Source organism: Brevibacillus gelatini (assembly GCF_003710935.1).
GTDB classification, from domain to species: Bacteria; Bacillota; Bacilli; order Brevibacillales; family Brevibacillaceae; genus Brevibacillus; species Brevibacillus gelatini.
Map to the genome: position 1 here is coordinate 135,000 of NZ_RHHS01000008.1, position 13,443 is coordinate 148,442.

13 protein-coding genes and 2 riboswitches are annotated in these 13,443 nt (G+C 54.5%); of the genes, 2 read left to right on the top strand and 11 right to left on the bottom strand.

What is annotated here, in order from left to right; all coding sequences use genetic code 11:
• Window positions 1–7: 7 nt before the first annotated feature.
• From ribD to EDM57_RS02410, 4 genes are all read right to left on the bottom strand, one after another.
• Window positions 8–1,108 (bottom strand): bifunctional diaminohydroxyphosphoribosylaminopyrimidine deaminase/5-amino-6-(5-phosphoribosylamino)uracil reductase RibD, encoded by a 1,101-nt coding sequence (gene ribD / locus EDM57_RS02395; RefSeq protein ID WP_122903165.1) that lies wholly within the window; start codon window positions 1,106–1,108, stop codon window positions 8–10.
• Window positions 1,109–1,239: 131 nt separating this feature from the next.
• A riboswitch (FMN riboswitch) is annotated at window positions 1,240–1,387 on the bottom strand.
• Window positions 1,388–1,490: 103 nt separating this feature from the next.
• Window positions 1,491–1,636: riboswitch (FMN riboswitch) on the bottom strand.
• Between the two features lie 87 nt (window positions 1,637–1,723).
• Window positions 1,724–2,374, bottom strand: coding sequence for an HAD family hydrolase (locus EDM57_RS02400; RefSeq protein WP_122903166.1), 651 nt, complete (start codon window positions 2,372–2,374; stop codon window positions 1,724–1,726).
• A 143-nt stretch (window positions 2,375–2,517) separates the two neighbouring features.
• Window positions 2,518–3,249, bottom strand: coding sequence for a sporulation protein YunB (yunB, locus tag EDM57_RS02405; RefSeq protein ID WP_170163351.1), 732 nt, complete (start codon window positions 3,247–3,249; stop codon window positions 2,518–2,520).
• A gap of 157 nt (window positions 3,250–3,406) precedes the next feature.
• The gene (locus EDM57_RS02410) at window positions 3,407–4,723 is read right to left on the bottom strand and encodes a globin-coupled sensor protein (RefSeq protein WP_122903168.1); all 1,317 of its coding nucleotides are present in this window, start codon (window positions 4,721–4,723) and stop codon (window positions 3,407–3,409) included.
• A 533-nt stretch (window positions 4,724–5,256) separates the two neighbouring features.
• Between EDM57_RS02410 and corA the strand changes: the two genes are divergently transcribed.
• Entirely contained in the window at window positions 5,257–6,192 is a 936-nt protein-coding gene (corA, locus tag EDM57_RS02415; protein WP_122903169.1) for a magnesium/cobalt transporter CorA, read from the top strand.
• 4 nt (window positions 6,193–6,196) lie between these two features.
• Here corA and EDM57_RS02420 read toward each other — a convergent pair whose 3' ends face one another.
• The 6 genes from EDM57_RS02420 to EDM57_RS02445 all read right to left on the bottom strand — a co-directional run bounded on the left by EDM57_RS02420 (window position 6,197) and on the right by EDM57_RS02445 (window position 11,288).
• The gene (locus tag EDM57_RS02420) at window positions 6,197–7,291 is read right to left on the bottom strand and encodes an HD-GYP domain-containing protein (protein WP_122903170.1); all 1,095 of its coding nucleotides are present in this window, start codon (window positions 7,289–7,291) and stop codon (window positions 6,197–6,199) included.
• A gap of 168 nt (window positions 7,292–7,459) precedes the next feature.
• Complete coding sequence (locus EDM57_RS02425) at window positions 7,460–7,762, bottom strand: YunC family protein (protein ID WP_122903171.1); 303 nt, start codon at window positions 7,760–7,762, stop codon at window positions 7,460–7,462.
• A gap of 85 nt (window positions 7,763–7,847) precedes the next feature.
• A complete protein-coding gene (locus EDM57_RS02430; protein WP_122903172.1) occupies window positions 7,848–8,087 on the bottom strand; it encodes a DUF6154 family protein in 240 nt (79 codons plus the stop codon).
• A complete protein-coding gene (locus tag EDM57_RS02435) occupies window positions 8,084–9,562 on the bottom strand; it encodes a bifunctional metallophosphatase/5'-nucleotidase (protein ID WP_122903173.1) in 1,479 nt (492 codons plus the stop codon). Before EDM57_RS02435 ends, EDM57_RS02430 begins: the two co-directional genes overlap by 4 nt.
• Before the next feature lie 28 nt (window positions 9,563–9,590).
• Window positions 9,591–10,415 carry a sulfite exporter TauE/SafE family protein gene (locus tag EDM57_RS02440; protein ID WP_122903174.1) on the bottom strand — a complete coding sequence of 275 codons (825 nt, stop codon included), beginning with the start codon at window positions 10,413–10,415 and terminating at the stop codon, window positions 9,591–9,593.
• A gap of 21 nt (window positions 10,416–10,436) precedes the next feature.
• Window positions 10,437–11,288, bottom strand: a complete 852-nt coding sequence (locus tag EDM57_RS02445) for a DUF72 domain-containing protein (RefSeq protein WP_122903175.1) — start codon at window positions 11,286–11,288, stop codon at window positions 10,437–10,439.
• Window positions 11,289–11,401: 113 nt separating this feature from the next.
• Here EDM57_RS02445 and EDM57_RS02450 point away from each other — a divergent pair, with 113 nt between their 5' ends.
• A complete protein-coding gene (locus tag EDM57_RS02450; RefSeq protein ID WP_246005719.1) occupies window positions 11,402–11,845 on the top strand; it encodes a M67 family metallopeptidase in 444 nt (147 codons plus the stop codon).
• Here EDM57_RS02450 and EDM57_RS02455 read toward each other — a convergent pair.
• The gene (locus EDM57_RS02455; protein ID WP_122903177.1) at window positions 11,770–13,179 is read right to left on the bottom strand and encodes an aspartate kinase; all 1,410 of its coding nucleotides are present in this window, start codon (window positions 13,177–13,179) and stop codon (window positions 11,770–11,772) included. The two genes, EDM57_RS02450 and EDM57_RS02455, sit on opposite strands and share 76 nt — an antisense overlap.
• Window positions 13,180–13,443 lie beyond the last annotated feature (264 nt).

Consider the following 13,443-nt stretch of genomic DNA (forward strand, 5'->3'; position numbering starts at 1 on the left):
CCTGCTACTACTTCTCCCACAGCGGATAACCGCTTATGCACACATCGCTTTCATCCAGCAGCTCGACACTCGTATTTTCAAGCCGGACAGCCTGATCCATCGTGGCGAAGCCCTGTCCGCCAATTGGCGTGGGTGCGCTGTTTCCGCCGATCAACTTTAGCGATACGTAGCTAATCATTTTCTGGATGGCGCGCGCCTGCAAAAACGCTCCGTTCACAGCCTGCCCGCCTTCTACCAGCAGAGAAGTAATGCCCTGCTCTCCCAGCGTGTCCAGCACGTATTCCACCGTAATCTGTCCGCTTGCCACAAACAGCCTGACACCTTTTGCCGCCATTGCCGCACGCTTCTCTGCCGGGGCCGCCTCTGTCGTGAAAATCCAGGTCGGCGCATCCGTATTCGCAATCACGCGCGCTGTGAGCGGCGTGCGCAGTTGGCTGTCCAGGATGATCCGCACAGGCTGCCGTCCATACAGTTGCTCCCCTTGTCTGGCCGTCAACAGCGGATCATCTGCCAGCACGGTTCCGACGCCGACCAGAATCGCGTCGTGCTGTCTGCGCAGCTCGTGCACCTCCGCCCGCGCCCGCTCCCCCGTGATCCAGCGGCTGTGCCCCGTGACCGAAGCGATTTTGCCGTCCAGGGTGCTTGCCGTTTTCACCGTGACAAACGGGCGCTTCGTCGTGATGTAATGGAAAAACACTTCGTTGAGCCTTTGTGCTTCCGACTCACCGACTCCGACAACCACTTCCACGCCTGCGGCGCGCAGCTTCTCCACGCCTTTTCCAGCCACAAGCGGATTTGGGTCCAAGGTCGCAATGACGGCCCGGCGAACGCCCGCCGCGACCACCGCATCGGCGCAAGGGGGCGTTTTTCCGTAATGACTGCACGGCTCCAGCGTCACATACAAGGTAGCGCCAGCCGCCTTTTCCCCAGCCATGCGCAGCGCATGCACTTCCGCATGCGGCTCGCCCGCACGCAGATGCGCTCCCATGCCTACAACAGTTCCGTTGTTCACCAGGACTGCACCGACCAGTGGATTGGGGCTCGTCTGACCTTGTGCCGAACGCGCCAGATCCAGCGCCAATGCCATGAACCGCCTGTCCTGCTCCATGTAAAACCTCCTCTTTCCTGCATGGATTCCAGCCAAAACAAAAAGCCCTGGAAACTTCAGTGTCTCAGGGCATAGGGAAAGAAGCCTTCTTGCATTCGTTTTTTGCAAAAAACGATGCCAAAAAGCTTGGGTCAAATCTTCTTCCATCCGGACTTTACCGTCGGCTCTGGATTTGCACCAGATCAGTCGCCGACCGTTACGGTCAACGAGTCGCGGGCTAAAGACGATTGGATCGCCATCACCGCCGGTCAGGAATTTCACCTTGCCCTGAAGATTTTGCTATGAAGTTGTCCAACAAAAAACGCCCACGAGCACATACTCAGGGCGTAGAGAAAGAAGCCTCGTGACTGCCTGTTTTTGAAAAACAGCGTCGAGGCCATGCCAATACCTTCTCCCATCCGGACTTTACCGTCGGCCTTGGAATTGCACCAAGTCAGTCGCTATCCAGTTGCAATAGCGAGTCGCGGGCTCAGACGTGCGTTCGTCATTACCGCCGGTCGGGAATTTCACCCTACCCTGAAGGCTGGTATTCAGTTACCGTAAAGTATAACACATTTTTCACGTTCACTGTCATTTTTTTAAAACAGAAGTGTCAGTCCGCACCCGCCAGACCCGCTACAAAATGTGCAGCAGCTCGCGCAAATCGGCGATATACGCCTGTGGCGCCACGTTATGCCGTTCCATCTCCTGCGGGTTTGACTGGTAGGCGATAAACGCCACCTCCCCGTCCTGGGCGGCTTTTCCGTCAATCCAGGAATCCCCAACCATCGTCCAGGCTGTCGCAGGCAGCTCGGGATACTGTCTGCGAATGTAGTGAATCCCGGACGGATGCGGCTTCAACGTCGTCATCTGCTCGCGCGCCACGATCTCCTCGAAGCAGCCCGCGATGCCCGTGCGGCGCAACGCTTCCTCTGCGGCGATATAAGCGTTGTTCGTCAAAATGAACAGATGATGCCGATCCTTGAGTATGGCGAGCACTTCCTGTACATGGTTCTCCAGGACAGCTTCGTGCATCCCCGCCTTTTCGATCTCCGTCACAGCTGCCCACATCTCCTGTTCAAGCCGGCTGGTCAGCCTGCCCGATGTCCGGCCGATCTCGATCAGCTGCGAAGCGGTGTGGCTCTGCCAGTCGAATGTCGGTTCAATCAGGCCGTGCTCCGTCCATAGCCGAAAAATAGCCTTTTTCATCTCCGAAAAGTTGATCCTCGATTGCAGCAGCGTGTTGTCCATGTCGAAAATGACGCCTGTTGGAAAATGTCTCTTCATCGCCAGCCTCCCTGTCTCGTCCTTTCCCGTCTCTTGTACCCTGTCAGCCACATTGTCTTCAGTATAGCAAACAAGCTGCTTCCCCGATCACTGAAAAAAGCGACAGCCCATGCGCTGCCGCTTCTTCCTTTTCCATCGCACCTCTACGGAGTGTCGTCTGCCCCTTCCATCGGTGCCCGCGGGACATCCGGCTTGCCTTCCGGGTTGTTGTACAAATACTGCGGCACATCGCCGATGATGAGGGAGTGCGTGATCGGGATTTTCGTCGTAACCGTCTGCTCGTCGGTCGCGAACGGAATGACGATGCGCAAGTCGACCTCGACGAAAATGTAGACGGTTGCGAGCACCATGTTGATGCCCGCCTCTTTCAACTCTGTCTCCAGCTTCGTTTTCACGGAGCCGATCGGCACGAAGGTCACGGGCAAGTTCGGCCCCATTTGTGCCAAAAACGCATTGCCCGTCGCCAGGCCCAGCGGAATCGTGCGGTCGACTTTTTCCGTCTCGAACTCCTGCAGTTTGTTCTGGACGCGCGAGGTAGTCTCGCCGACAATTCTTGCGTATTCCTTGTAGTTGAACTGATACGCCTGAATCTGCCCCTCTTTGTTTTTTTCAATCTTCACGATCTGGTTGAAGTCGACGCCTTGTTGGGAAATCCGCTTGGTGACTGCATCCGTAATTGCTTCCTTCGCCAATTGCTCTGCTTTTTGAGTAGCCAGGATCAACAGGGTCGGCTCCAGCCGATGCTGCAAAAAAACGAGCGTCTGAATCGACAGCAGCAAAAAAATCACCAGCGCGATCAAAAACGCTTTCGTTCGGGAAAGCGGGTTTCTCCAACGCCGACGGGGTCGGGGTCGAAATATGGCCACTCCCGTCACCTCCCAACTGGTACATCCTATGGTGAGCGACGGAAAAAAAGACTACCCGCGCCGAGAGCAGCTCGCGCATTGCCATTCAATCGGGGAGAACTGCCTTGTCACGCAAAACAAACAAGCAGTACGCCGCCAACCGACAGACGTACTGCTTGTTTAAGAGCTACAAGTTTTCCGTGATCTCCGACAGCTCGTCTGCGGAGCTGGCCACTTGCGCCACAGCCTGGTTCATATCCTCCATGACCTTGAAGAAGTTTTCCAGCTCCTTTTGAATGTGTGCGCTTTGCTCCTTGCTGTCTGAGACAGCGCTGATAATGCCTTCGAAAAACTCATTCGTCTCGTTCGTCATCGCGGTGCTCGACTCGACAAGCCCCTGAATTTCCAGCACAACCGAAGAGAGGACAGTCGTTTGCTGATTCGTTTTCTCAATCAGCTCCCGCACGCCGAATACCGATTTCTTCGTCTGCTCAGCGAGCTTGCGCACCTCGTCGGCCACGACCGCAAAGCCGCGCCCCTGCTCTCCGGCTCTCGCAGCTTCGATCGCCGCGTTGAGCGCCAGCAAATTGGTCTGCTCTGCGATCGCTGTCACCACGTCGACAATCCCGCGAATTTTTTCGGCGTTGTCCTCCAGCGTGTTCATTTCTTCGGAAATTTGCCTCACGCTTTGCTGGATCAGCCCCATTTGCTTCTGCTGTTTCTCCAGCTTTTCCTTGCCCTCCCTGGACAAATCCTGCGCCTTGGTGGAAAAATTCGTACCGTTTTCGGCATAGCGAAGCACTTCGCGCGACTGCTCCGTCAACTGCTCGACGGACGCGCTGTTTTCCTCCGAGACAGCTGCCAGCTCATGCGCGGAATTGGTCAGCACCACCCGCAGTTCGTCCTTTTTGGCCTGTTCGGCCCGCCGCACGCGCTCATGCTCATTTTCGTACTCTTCCAGTACGATTTGCGTCTCGATGTTGAGAATTTTGCTCACCGCAGTGATCGCCAGCACAAACTCTTCCTTGTCTTCGATGTTTTGATGCAAAATTTCCATGATGGAAACGAACAGATTTTGAAACGCACCCAGGTACCACTTCGGCTCCAGTCCGATCCGCATGTGAATGACGGCAATTTTGCTGCGCTGTTCAATGTAGGCGGCATCGATACAGCCGTTGAACATTTCGGTGATGTGCCGGGTCAGTGTGCCCTTCAGTCTTGCAATGGTGCTGTTCTTGTCGACGATGCCCATGAGCAGAGGTTCATTTTCAATATTTGAATAGAAGAAGTCTACAATTTTATCAATATTGCGAACGATAAGCGGCTGAAGCGCTTTGACAATCGACAAGTCTTCCTCTGTCAAATGGATCATAGCCAGTTGTCTGGAGAGATTGGATTGCCCTTGAAGCTCTACTTTTCCCTGCTCTTTTCGCTCCTGGAAAAACGACTCTTTTTTTTCTTTTCCTTTCATACCAAACAGACTAGAAAATGGACTAAAACTCATATGCCGAACTCCTTCTTAACGAAAAAATGGATGGGTTAACCGTATCAGGTAGAGTATACAAATAAATTCCAATTCGCTTATATCTGCTCAATTATATACCCGAGTGTAATATTGTGTAAACACTGCCCCAGAGCAAATACGGTTGGCTTTGTTGCTTTCGCCCTACCTGTTTCTGCGGTCGGTCAGGCCGAGAATGGTGATACGATTCGTCTCTTTTATATACATCGGCACTTTGCAGCCGTCCTGATACGAAAACATCTCCGTTTTTTGAAAATGGCTAGATTCAGGAAAGTGCGGCACACTATTTCAAGAAACGTAAGTCCGTCTCTGGCAAGCAGACGAGCCGATTTTCATACGTATGAGAATGACAGCCAAAAAAGGAGGCGAGACAAGGGTGGATACGCCCCAAAAACGGCGGGTCGCACAAGCACCTCCCAGCCGCGAAGCACTGCGCTCTGCCTACGAGCTGATTCTCACACGTATTTTGCCGCGTCTGCCGCCATCCCCTCACTCTACTGGCAGGAGTTGCGAGCATGAAGATACGACTGATCGAAAACGGCCTCATAACGGAAATAGATGACGTGGAGGAAGCGGTTCCGGCACCCGGAAAAGGCTTTTTTTGGATTGACGCTTCTCCCTTTGACCTCGATGTATTGCAGCCGTTGTTCGGACTGCACCCGCTCGCGGTCGAGGACTGCATCGACGAAGAAGAGCAGCGGCCCAAGCTGCAAATATACGACGATCATTATTTTATGGTCCTAAACGGCATCGCCTTCCACGATCAGGACATTTTCCTGCGCGAGATCAATCTTTTTCTCGGCAGCCATGCGATTATTACCGTGACCAAACAGGAATCGCCGGAGCTTGCTTCCATGCTCGCGATCATCAGGGAAAAAGAAGTGAGCCACCCGGACACTTTTTTGTATCATCTGATCGATCAGATTGTGGATCGGTATTTTGAGGTGACGGAAAAAATCGAGGACTTGATTGAAGCGCTGGAAGAGGAAATATTGATGCACACCCGCAAATCCCAGCTCGACCAGATCATCGGGCTGCGCAGCGAGATTTTGTATGCGCGAAAAATGCTCGTGCCGCAGCGGGATTTGATTGATGCCCTGCACAAAAAAGAACTCCCGCTGATTCGGCCGAAGCTGCAAAAGTATTTTGGCGATATATGGGAGGATGCGAGCAAAATCGTGGAGAACTTCGAAACGTTTCGCGACCTCATCGGAAACTTGCGCGAAGCCTACCAGGCGGCGCTCGCCGGACGGGCAAACGATATTATGCGCATCTTTACCGCCCTGACCACGATTTTCATGCCGCTTACCATCGTGACAGGAATTTACGGCATGAACTTCGACTTCATGCCGGAACTGCACTCCCCTTACGGCTACTACATCGTTCTTGGCTGCATGGCCGCAATCGGATTGACGATGTTCATTCTGTTCAAGAAAAAGGAATGGCTGTGAACGACTAGACGAGATCTCCGCAAGCTACGATCATCAGCGAGAGCATTTTTGACAGATCGCATTCATACGGCTGTGACAACTCCTGCCCTTCTTCATTCACCAGGACGCGAATGACGGGGCGGCTTGGCATGCTCTTGTTGGAATCCACAACCACGCCGGATACCCCTGTGTTGAGCGTCACGCTCAAGCCTACCGGGTACAGCGCGATGGTGTCGCGCAACGCTTCGACATAAGCCTGGTCAAACAATATGTCTGAACCGGAATAAAGCACTTCCATCGCTTCGTGCGGCAGCATCCCCCGGCGGTAGACGCGATGCGCGGTCAAGGCGTCGAATACGTCAGCGACGGCCATCAGGCGGCCATACGGGTGAATCTCGGTGTTTTTCAGTTTACGCGGGTATCCGGAGCCGTTCCAGCGCTCATGGTGCTGCAAGGCGCAGTGGGCTGCGAGCAGCGGAATATCGTCCTGTCTGCGCAGCATCTCGAAGCCGATTTCGGCATGCTTTTTCATCACTTCATACTCTTCCGGCGTCAGGCGACCCGGCTTTTTCAAAATCTGATCCGGAATTTGCATCTTGCCGATGTCGTGTAGCATGCCGCCGATGGAAATGTCCAAAATTTCCTTTTCGGTGCAGCCTGTGTTGATCGCCAGTGCCGTACTGTAGAGCGCGACATTAAAGGAATGGCTGAAAATGTAGTTGTCGAAGGCACATGCATCTGCGAGCAGATTCATCGCTGATTTGTTGCCTTTCAGTTCATCCGCAACTGCCGACATGACCTGCTTCAGTTGACGGCCCAGATTTTTATCAGAAAACAGCAGCTGCCATTTTTGCGGCACTTCCTGAATACCGCGAAACGTATCGTGAATAATAGACATCGCCTGTCTGCGCGTGCTCTCGGAAATAACTGTATCCACCATGATGTCGTCTGTACGTTTATCTTCTATGTACAGGCTGTTGATATTTTTGTTCTTGAGGCGCTCGATCATTCGCCCTGTCAACTCTACTCCCGCTCCAACGAGTACCGTTCCGTTTTCTGCATAGATGGAACGGGCAAGCTTGTCGCCCGGCTGACATTTATGAATGGATTTCAGTCTCATTTCCAACCTTCGCCTTTCATCTGAGTATCCCTATTATAGCGTGATTCGACGTCGTTCTACATAAAAAATTTTTATCAATTTACAAAAAATTGGGACCGCAAAAAAACACCTTCGTCTCATCGACAAAGGCGTCCTTGCTTGCAGCTTTGTATCGTTATCCGTGTTCTGTTACAGCATTTTGACGACGGCTTCCCGCCCGATCATGCCAACCTTGATGCCTTGCGCCTCCGCTGTCGTCGTCACCGATTCCAGGGGTGCGTCCAGCAGCTCGTCTATTGTTTTGACACCGACGGCTCTGCCCGCAATAATTTCGCGGCTGGCCAACCGTTCATTCAGCAGGCCGACGTCCAATGCTCCGCACATGATGTAGCCTTTGTCTGTCGTCACCGCAAGCAAAGTCGTCTTGGGCAGCCGCACAGTGACTGCGATCGCCGTCCCTTCCGGAAAGTGGATAGGCTGTACTTCAACCATCCCGTTCCCTCCTTTTCACTCCTGCTTTTGCGTTACCATCCTATGACACAGGAGCAAAAAGTGTGTGCAGGGAAAAGCGCCGCACTCAATGCACGAGCGGAGCCGGGAACTGTTCACCCTCCATCGCAATCTTGCGTTTCATCACTTCGATCATGTACGTCGCCAGCATGTGAAACAGCTCTTCCTCGTCCATTTCTTTTACCAGCCTGAGCAGATCATCGCGCGTCTGCTCGTGCAAAACCCCGACGACCACTGCCGTAATATCCTCCTCGTCGCCGTTGAAGTGTCCCTTGTACAACTCGTACAATTCGTCGATAAACCTCATCGCTCATCCCCCCTGCTTCTTTCCATAGCATGCCCCGAATCGGGCGAGGGCACTTTTTCCCACCTTGGCAAAAAAGCGTTTTGCACGAGCGTCTGATCGGTAATCGTGTTTGCGATCACCTCGCGCAGCATTTCCGGAAAAAAATACTCGATCTCCCTGCCCTGCAACAAATCGGGGAACAGGCGGTTGTACATGAACATATCGACCGTTCCGACGCGATACTCCCGCTCGTTTGCCAGCGGCTGGCCGTTGACTTCAATGGCCACGATGTGCGGCTTGCGGGAGTCCTCATACTGGATACGCAGCCCGTCTACTGCCATCCAGCCTTCGATTTTGCCGCGAAAACCGTAGCCGCGCAGCTCGCGATGCACGATTTGCGGCTGGATTGCCTGCTCCAGCACCGCAGCAAGCTGCCTGCCGGTGAGCGTCACGGCGCAGACGTTGATCGGGTGTGGCACACTTTTCAGCAGTTGGGCAAAAGTCAGACTGCCGCGCTGCAAATCCGCAAGCAACAGCCCGCTGTTGGCCATTCCCACTTCGGCCCCTGTCCACTTGCGAATGCTGGCGGCAAGAAAAGAGCCATACGGAGTCTCCTCCGTCCAGTTGACGCGCAAATCCCGCTCCAGCCTGGCAATCGGTCGAATCAGACTCGCGTTTGCCCGTTCCTGCTCTTTTTGCAAAAAAGCGAGCAACGCCTGATCCGGCTCGTACCGCCCGGTTTCAAACAGCTCTGCCGAAACATCGACGATCTGTTTGGCCGCGCGGTCCCAGATGAGCCTGACGTGGCCCACATGCTCGCCAAAGCGGCCTGTCTGGGCGATCAGCGTACTTCCCACCCGCTCGCCATACGGCAGCGTATGATGGGTATGCCCGCCAAGGATCACATCCAGCCCCGCGACCTCCTGCGCAAGCATGCAATCTGTCTGGTAGCCAAGATGAGACAGCAGGATGATGATGTCGACAGAGGAACGGAGCGCGGCGACTTGCTCGCGCAGAACAGGCAGCGGCTCGCGAATCTCCCAGCCCATGTTCTGATAGGAGAAAAAAGGGATCGTCATGCCGAGCAAAGCGATGCGCAGCTCTCCACACGTATGAATGGCGTACGGGACCGCCCATGCCGGAGGTGCCATCGTTGATCTGTCCAGCAGGTTGCCGACGATGACGGTGAAGTCAGCTTGCTCGTACATGGTGTCGAGCTTGCTTTTCGGCAGTGTGAGGCCCTCGTTGTTGCCGATCGTCGCGTACTGGTAGCCGCAACGGTTCAGGACGCCCACATTCGTTTTGCCGAAGCTCGCCTCCGAGCAGCTGTCCATCCTGTCCATATGGTCCCCGATGTCAATGGTCAGCACATGCTCCTGCCGGCTCTCCCACTGCTCCCGGCTCGTTCTCAGGCAAGTCGCAATCTGCGGCATTTTTTCGAAATGGCTGTGCAAATCGTTGGTGTGCAGCAAATGCAAGGTACAGGTGTCCGCCACGACTTTCCCCTCCCTTTGTCTCACTTCGTTATCCGATAACCGATTTCATAATCATTTGTACAGCAATCGCCAGAATCAAAATGCGCAAAAACAGGACAATCGTGCGCCCTTTCAGCTTGCTCGCGATGATGGCTCCCAGCTTTCCGCCCGCCCATGCACCGGGGGCGAGCATCGCGGCGTACAGCCAGTTCACATGGTCGTGGAAAATGTTCGTCACCGAACCGACCACCGCCGAGAAAAAGATGACCAGCATCGAGGTAGCTGTGGCGATATGCGGAGGAAAGCGGTACAAGAGCATCATGGCCGGAACCATCAGCACGCCGCCACCCACGCCGAAAAGCGAGGACGTGATCCCGACAAAAAAAGCGATCGCAATCACGCTCCACCTGCTATATCCATACTCATATTCCTTGCCTTCGTTGTCGACAAAGTGCCGCTTCACTTCCCAGTCGATCTGGCGCGGCCGCAGTTTGTCCTTGACCATCAGAACCACGAACATGCACAGTTGAAACAGGCCAAAGAGCAGGGTAAAATCTTCCGTTTCCAGTAATGTATTAAGGTAGACACCGACGATAGCACCCGGTGCGCTGCCGATAAAAAACAGCAGGGCACTCTGCATGTCGACCTTTTTTTGTTTGATGTACGAGATGGATGATGACAAGGCAGTGACCGCAATCACGAGCAGGGAAGTCGCAGCGGCCACCTGCGGAGGCATCGAATTCGGCTCATACCAGTTGGCGAAAAACATCAGGGCCGGGACAAAAAAGATGCCGCCGCCAAGCCCGGCGATACTGCCGATCACACCGGCGCCCACCCCGATCAGCAAAAATAAAAAAGCGATGGCTACAAGCATGGCTACCCTTCTTTCTTCCTTTTAGAACAACTCCATCTGTCGAGGGTTCAAACCGCTTGGCTCAAGGCCGAGCATGTCTGAAAACTGCTTGGCATTCGCTGCCGCATCGCCTCCAGAGTTATTGTTGAACAAAATGCAAACTTCATCCGCTTCCTGCTCGATCTTGCGAATATGGACAAGCCACTCTGTCAGCTCCTGCTCGCTGTAGCGGTACAGGTAGCGCACGTCGCGCCAGTTTTGGCCTTCGCCCGGATCGCGCCACCCCGCTTTGTTGCGCCCGTGGAACCGGACAATCGCCAGAGCAGGATGTGTGACGGCCGGCACGATTGGAACCGAGCCTTTTCCGGCCTGCGGCTCGTCGCATACGACATGCACGGCGTTGATCTCACGCAAAAAGTCCAGGGTTCGCTCCGCAAACCGCTCCTCAAACCAGCTCTGGTGGCGAAACTCCACGGCAAACGGATAAGCGGCCAGCGCCTGACGGCAAGCCCGGATATACTGGACGTGCTCGCGCGTGCAATCGAACCAGGGCGGGAACTGAAACAACAGTGCCTTCAGCTTCCCTGCCTCTACCAGCGGCTGAATGCTCTCCTCAAACTGCGCGAACAGCTCGCGGCGGTTGACAGGGGCATCTCCCCGCTGGTGCCCCGTCATCGCCTGATGCGGCTTCACGATAAAGCCAAAGCCATCCGGCGTATCCCGGACCCATGACTCGTAATTGCGCTGTGGTAAAATGGCGTAAAACGAGCTGTCCACCTCCACAATCGGAAAGTGGCTGGCATATACAGCCAGCTTGTCACGGCTCCGCACGCCCTGAACGTACAGTGTGTCATGGTCGCCCCACCCGCAGACTCCCACATGTATCGTACTCATGGCACAAATAAACCTCCGGATTTCACTGGATATGGCAAAAAGGAGAGCGACCCCTTATGCAAGCAACGAACTGGTTGGGTGAACCCTTTGCGTCTAAGAATAGCAAAATATTTTTGGACCGAAAAGTAGCGAAACGCCTCCTGTATGCTGCTCAAGAGGCGTTTCCCTATGAATATTCCGCCTTGCTCATCGGCAAAGGGGCAACGATTACCGATTTCCTTTCCATGCCAATCTCCGCGGACAAGCACGCCTTTTCCTGGGACGGCCCTGCTTTTTTCAAGGCGATTGGCGACATTCGCAAGCGCCATCTGCAATGGCTGGGCGTCCTGCACACCCATCCGCACACTGCCCCCATCCCTTCTGCGCGGGACGTTGCAGGCTGGCACTACCCTTCGCTGTCCTACTGGATTGTCAGCCTGGCCCTGGACGTTCCGGATTGGCGTGTCTATCAATGGCAGGACGGCGGCTTCGTTGGGCGCGACTACACGCTAACGGACGCAACAGAAGTGGCAGACACCTCGTCAGCCGACTCCGCGTCGTCGCCAAAAAACTCCTGATACAAGGCGATAACCGCGCGATTCGCTTCGGCTGCCTTGACGCCGAACATCATGCTGACCTCCGACGAGCCTTGGTTAATCATCTCCAGGTTGATTTTCGCCGCCGCGAGCGCCGTCGCCGCTCTGGCTGTAGTGCCGACTGATTGACGCATTCCTTCCCCGACAATCATCACGAGCGCGAGGCTGTGCTGCACGGTGACATCATCGGCCTCCAACTCGCGGAAAATCCGCTCGATAATCCGCTTCTCCTTGTCTTCGGTGAGGTCTTTTTCACGCACGATCACGGAAATGTTGTCAATGCCCGACGGGGTGTGCTCGTAGGAAATGCCCTCTTCCTCGAAAATTTGCAAAAGCTTGCGGCCAAAGCCAATCTCGCGGTTCATCAAATATTTACTGACGTAGATGCTGCAAAAGCCGCTGTCGCTGGCAATCCCCGACACCTGGTTGGTCGCGCACAGACGCTCGGCTACGATCATCGTTCCCGGCGCGGACGGATTGTTTGTATTTTTGATGCAAACAGGAATGTCCGCCTGGTACGCCGGAATCAGCGCTTCCTCATGAAAGACGCTGAAGCCCGAATAGGACAGCTCCCGCATCTCGCGGTAAGTGATTTCCTTCACTTCTCGCGGATTGGCGATCAGATTGGGATTGACGACGTACACGGAATCGACATCCGTGAAGTTTTCGTACACGTCCGCTGTCACCGCTGCGGCCAAAATCGCACCGGTAATATCGGAACCGCCCCGCGAAAACGTCACCAGCTCGCCGCTCGTCGCATAGCCAAAGAAGCCGGGAAAGACTGTAATCCCCTCTCTCTCCCGCAGCGCGGCAAGCTTCTCGTAAGCTTCCGGCAAGACGTGGGCGTTGCCCGCTTCATCTGACACCAGCAATCCGGCGTCTTTCGGATTCACATAGCTGGCCTCTTCACCCAGGCTCCGCAAATAATGCGCCACGATCTTCGCGCACGTATCTTCTCCCGCAGCCTTGACTGCATCCATAAACCGTTCGGCTGACAGCCCCTTCCGGTTGCTCAGCACCGCGTCAAGCTCGCCTTCCAGTTGCTTCCCGATGTGCTCGCCCAATCCAAGCTCTGCCACGATCTCCCGATAACGCTGAAAAACAGCCTGTTTCTCCGCGTCAGCCAGTCCGTCCTGCAAAAAACGGGTAGCGTAGCAAATCAGCAGGTCGGTCACTTTCGTATCATCCTTATGTCTTTTGCCGGGGGCCGAAACGACGACAATCCGCCGCTCCCGATCTGCCAAAACGATGTTGCACACTTTTTTGATTTGCTCGGCATTCGCCAGGGAAGTGCCCCCAAATTTTGCTACTTTCATCTCTACTCCTCCATCTATCCGCTCTTGGCCGTTCTTTTTCTTTCTGAAAGTCTGTTACTAGCTTAATGTATCCACCCAAAAAGTACAAGTGTCTTTTTCAGAAGGACACAAACAGTGGCGCAAAGCTGCAGGAGAGAGAGTCGGCTGCCGCTTCGTAACCGCAAGCAACTGATGAGCCTATCCGGCCACTGGAAGCAGTTGGACAGTGCCGATGAATACAGCAAGGGGCTGTCTCAAACTACCATGGCCTGACAGCCACCACAT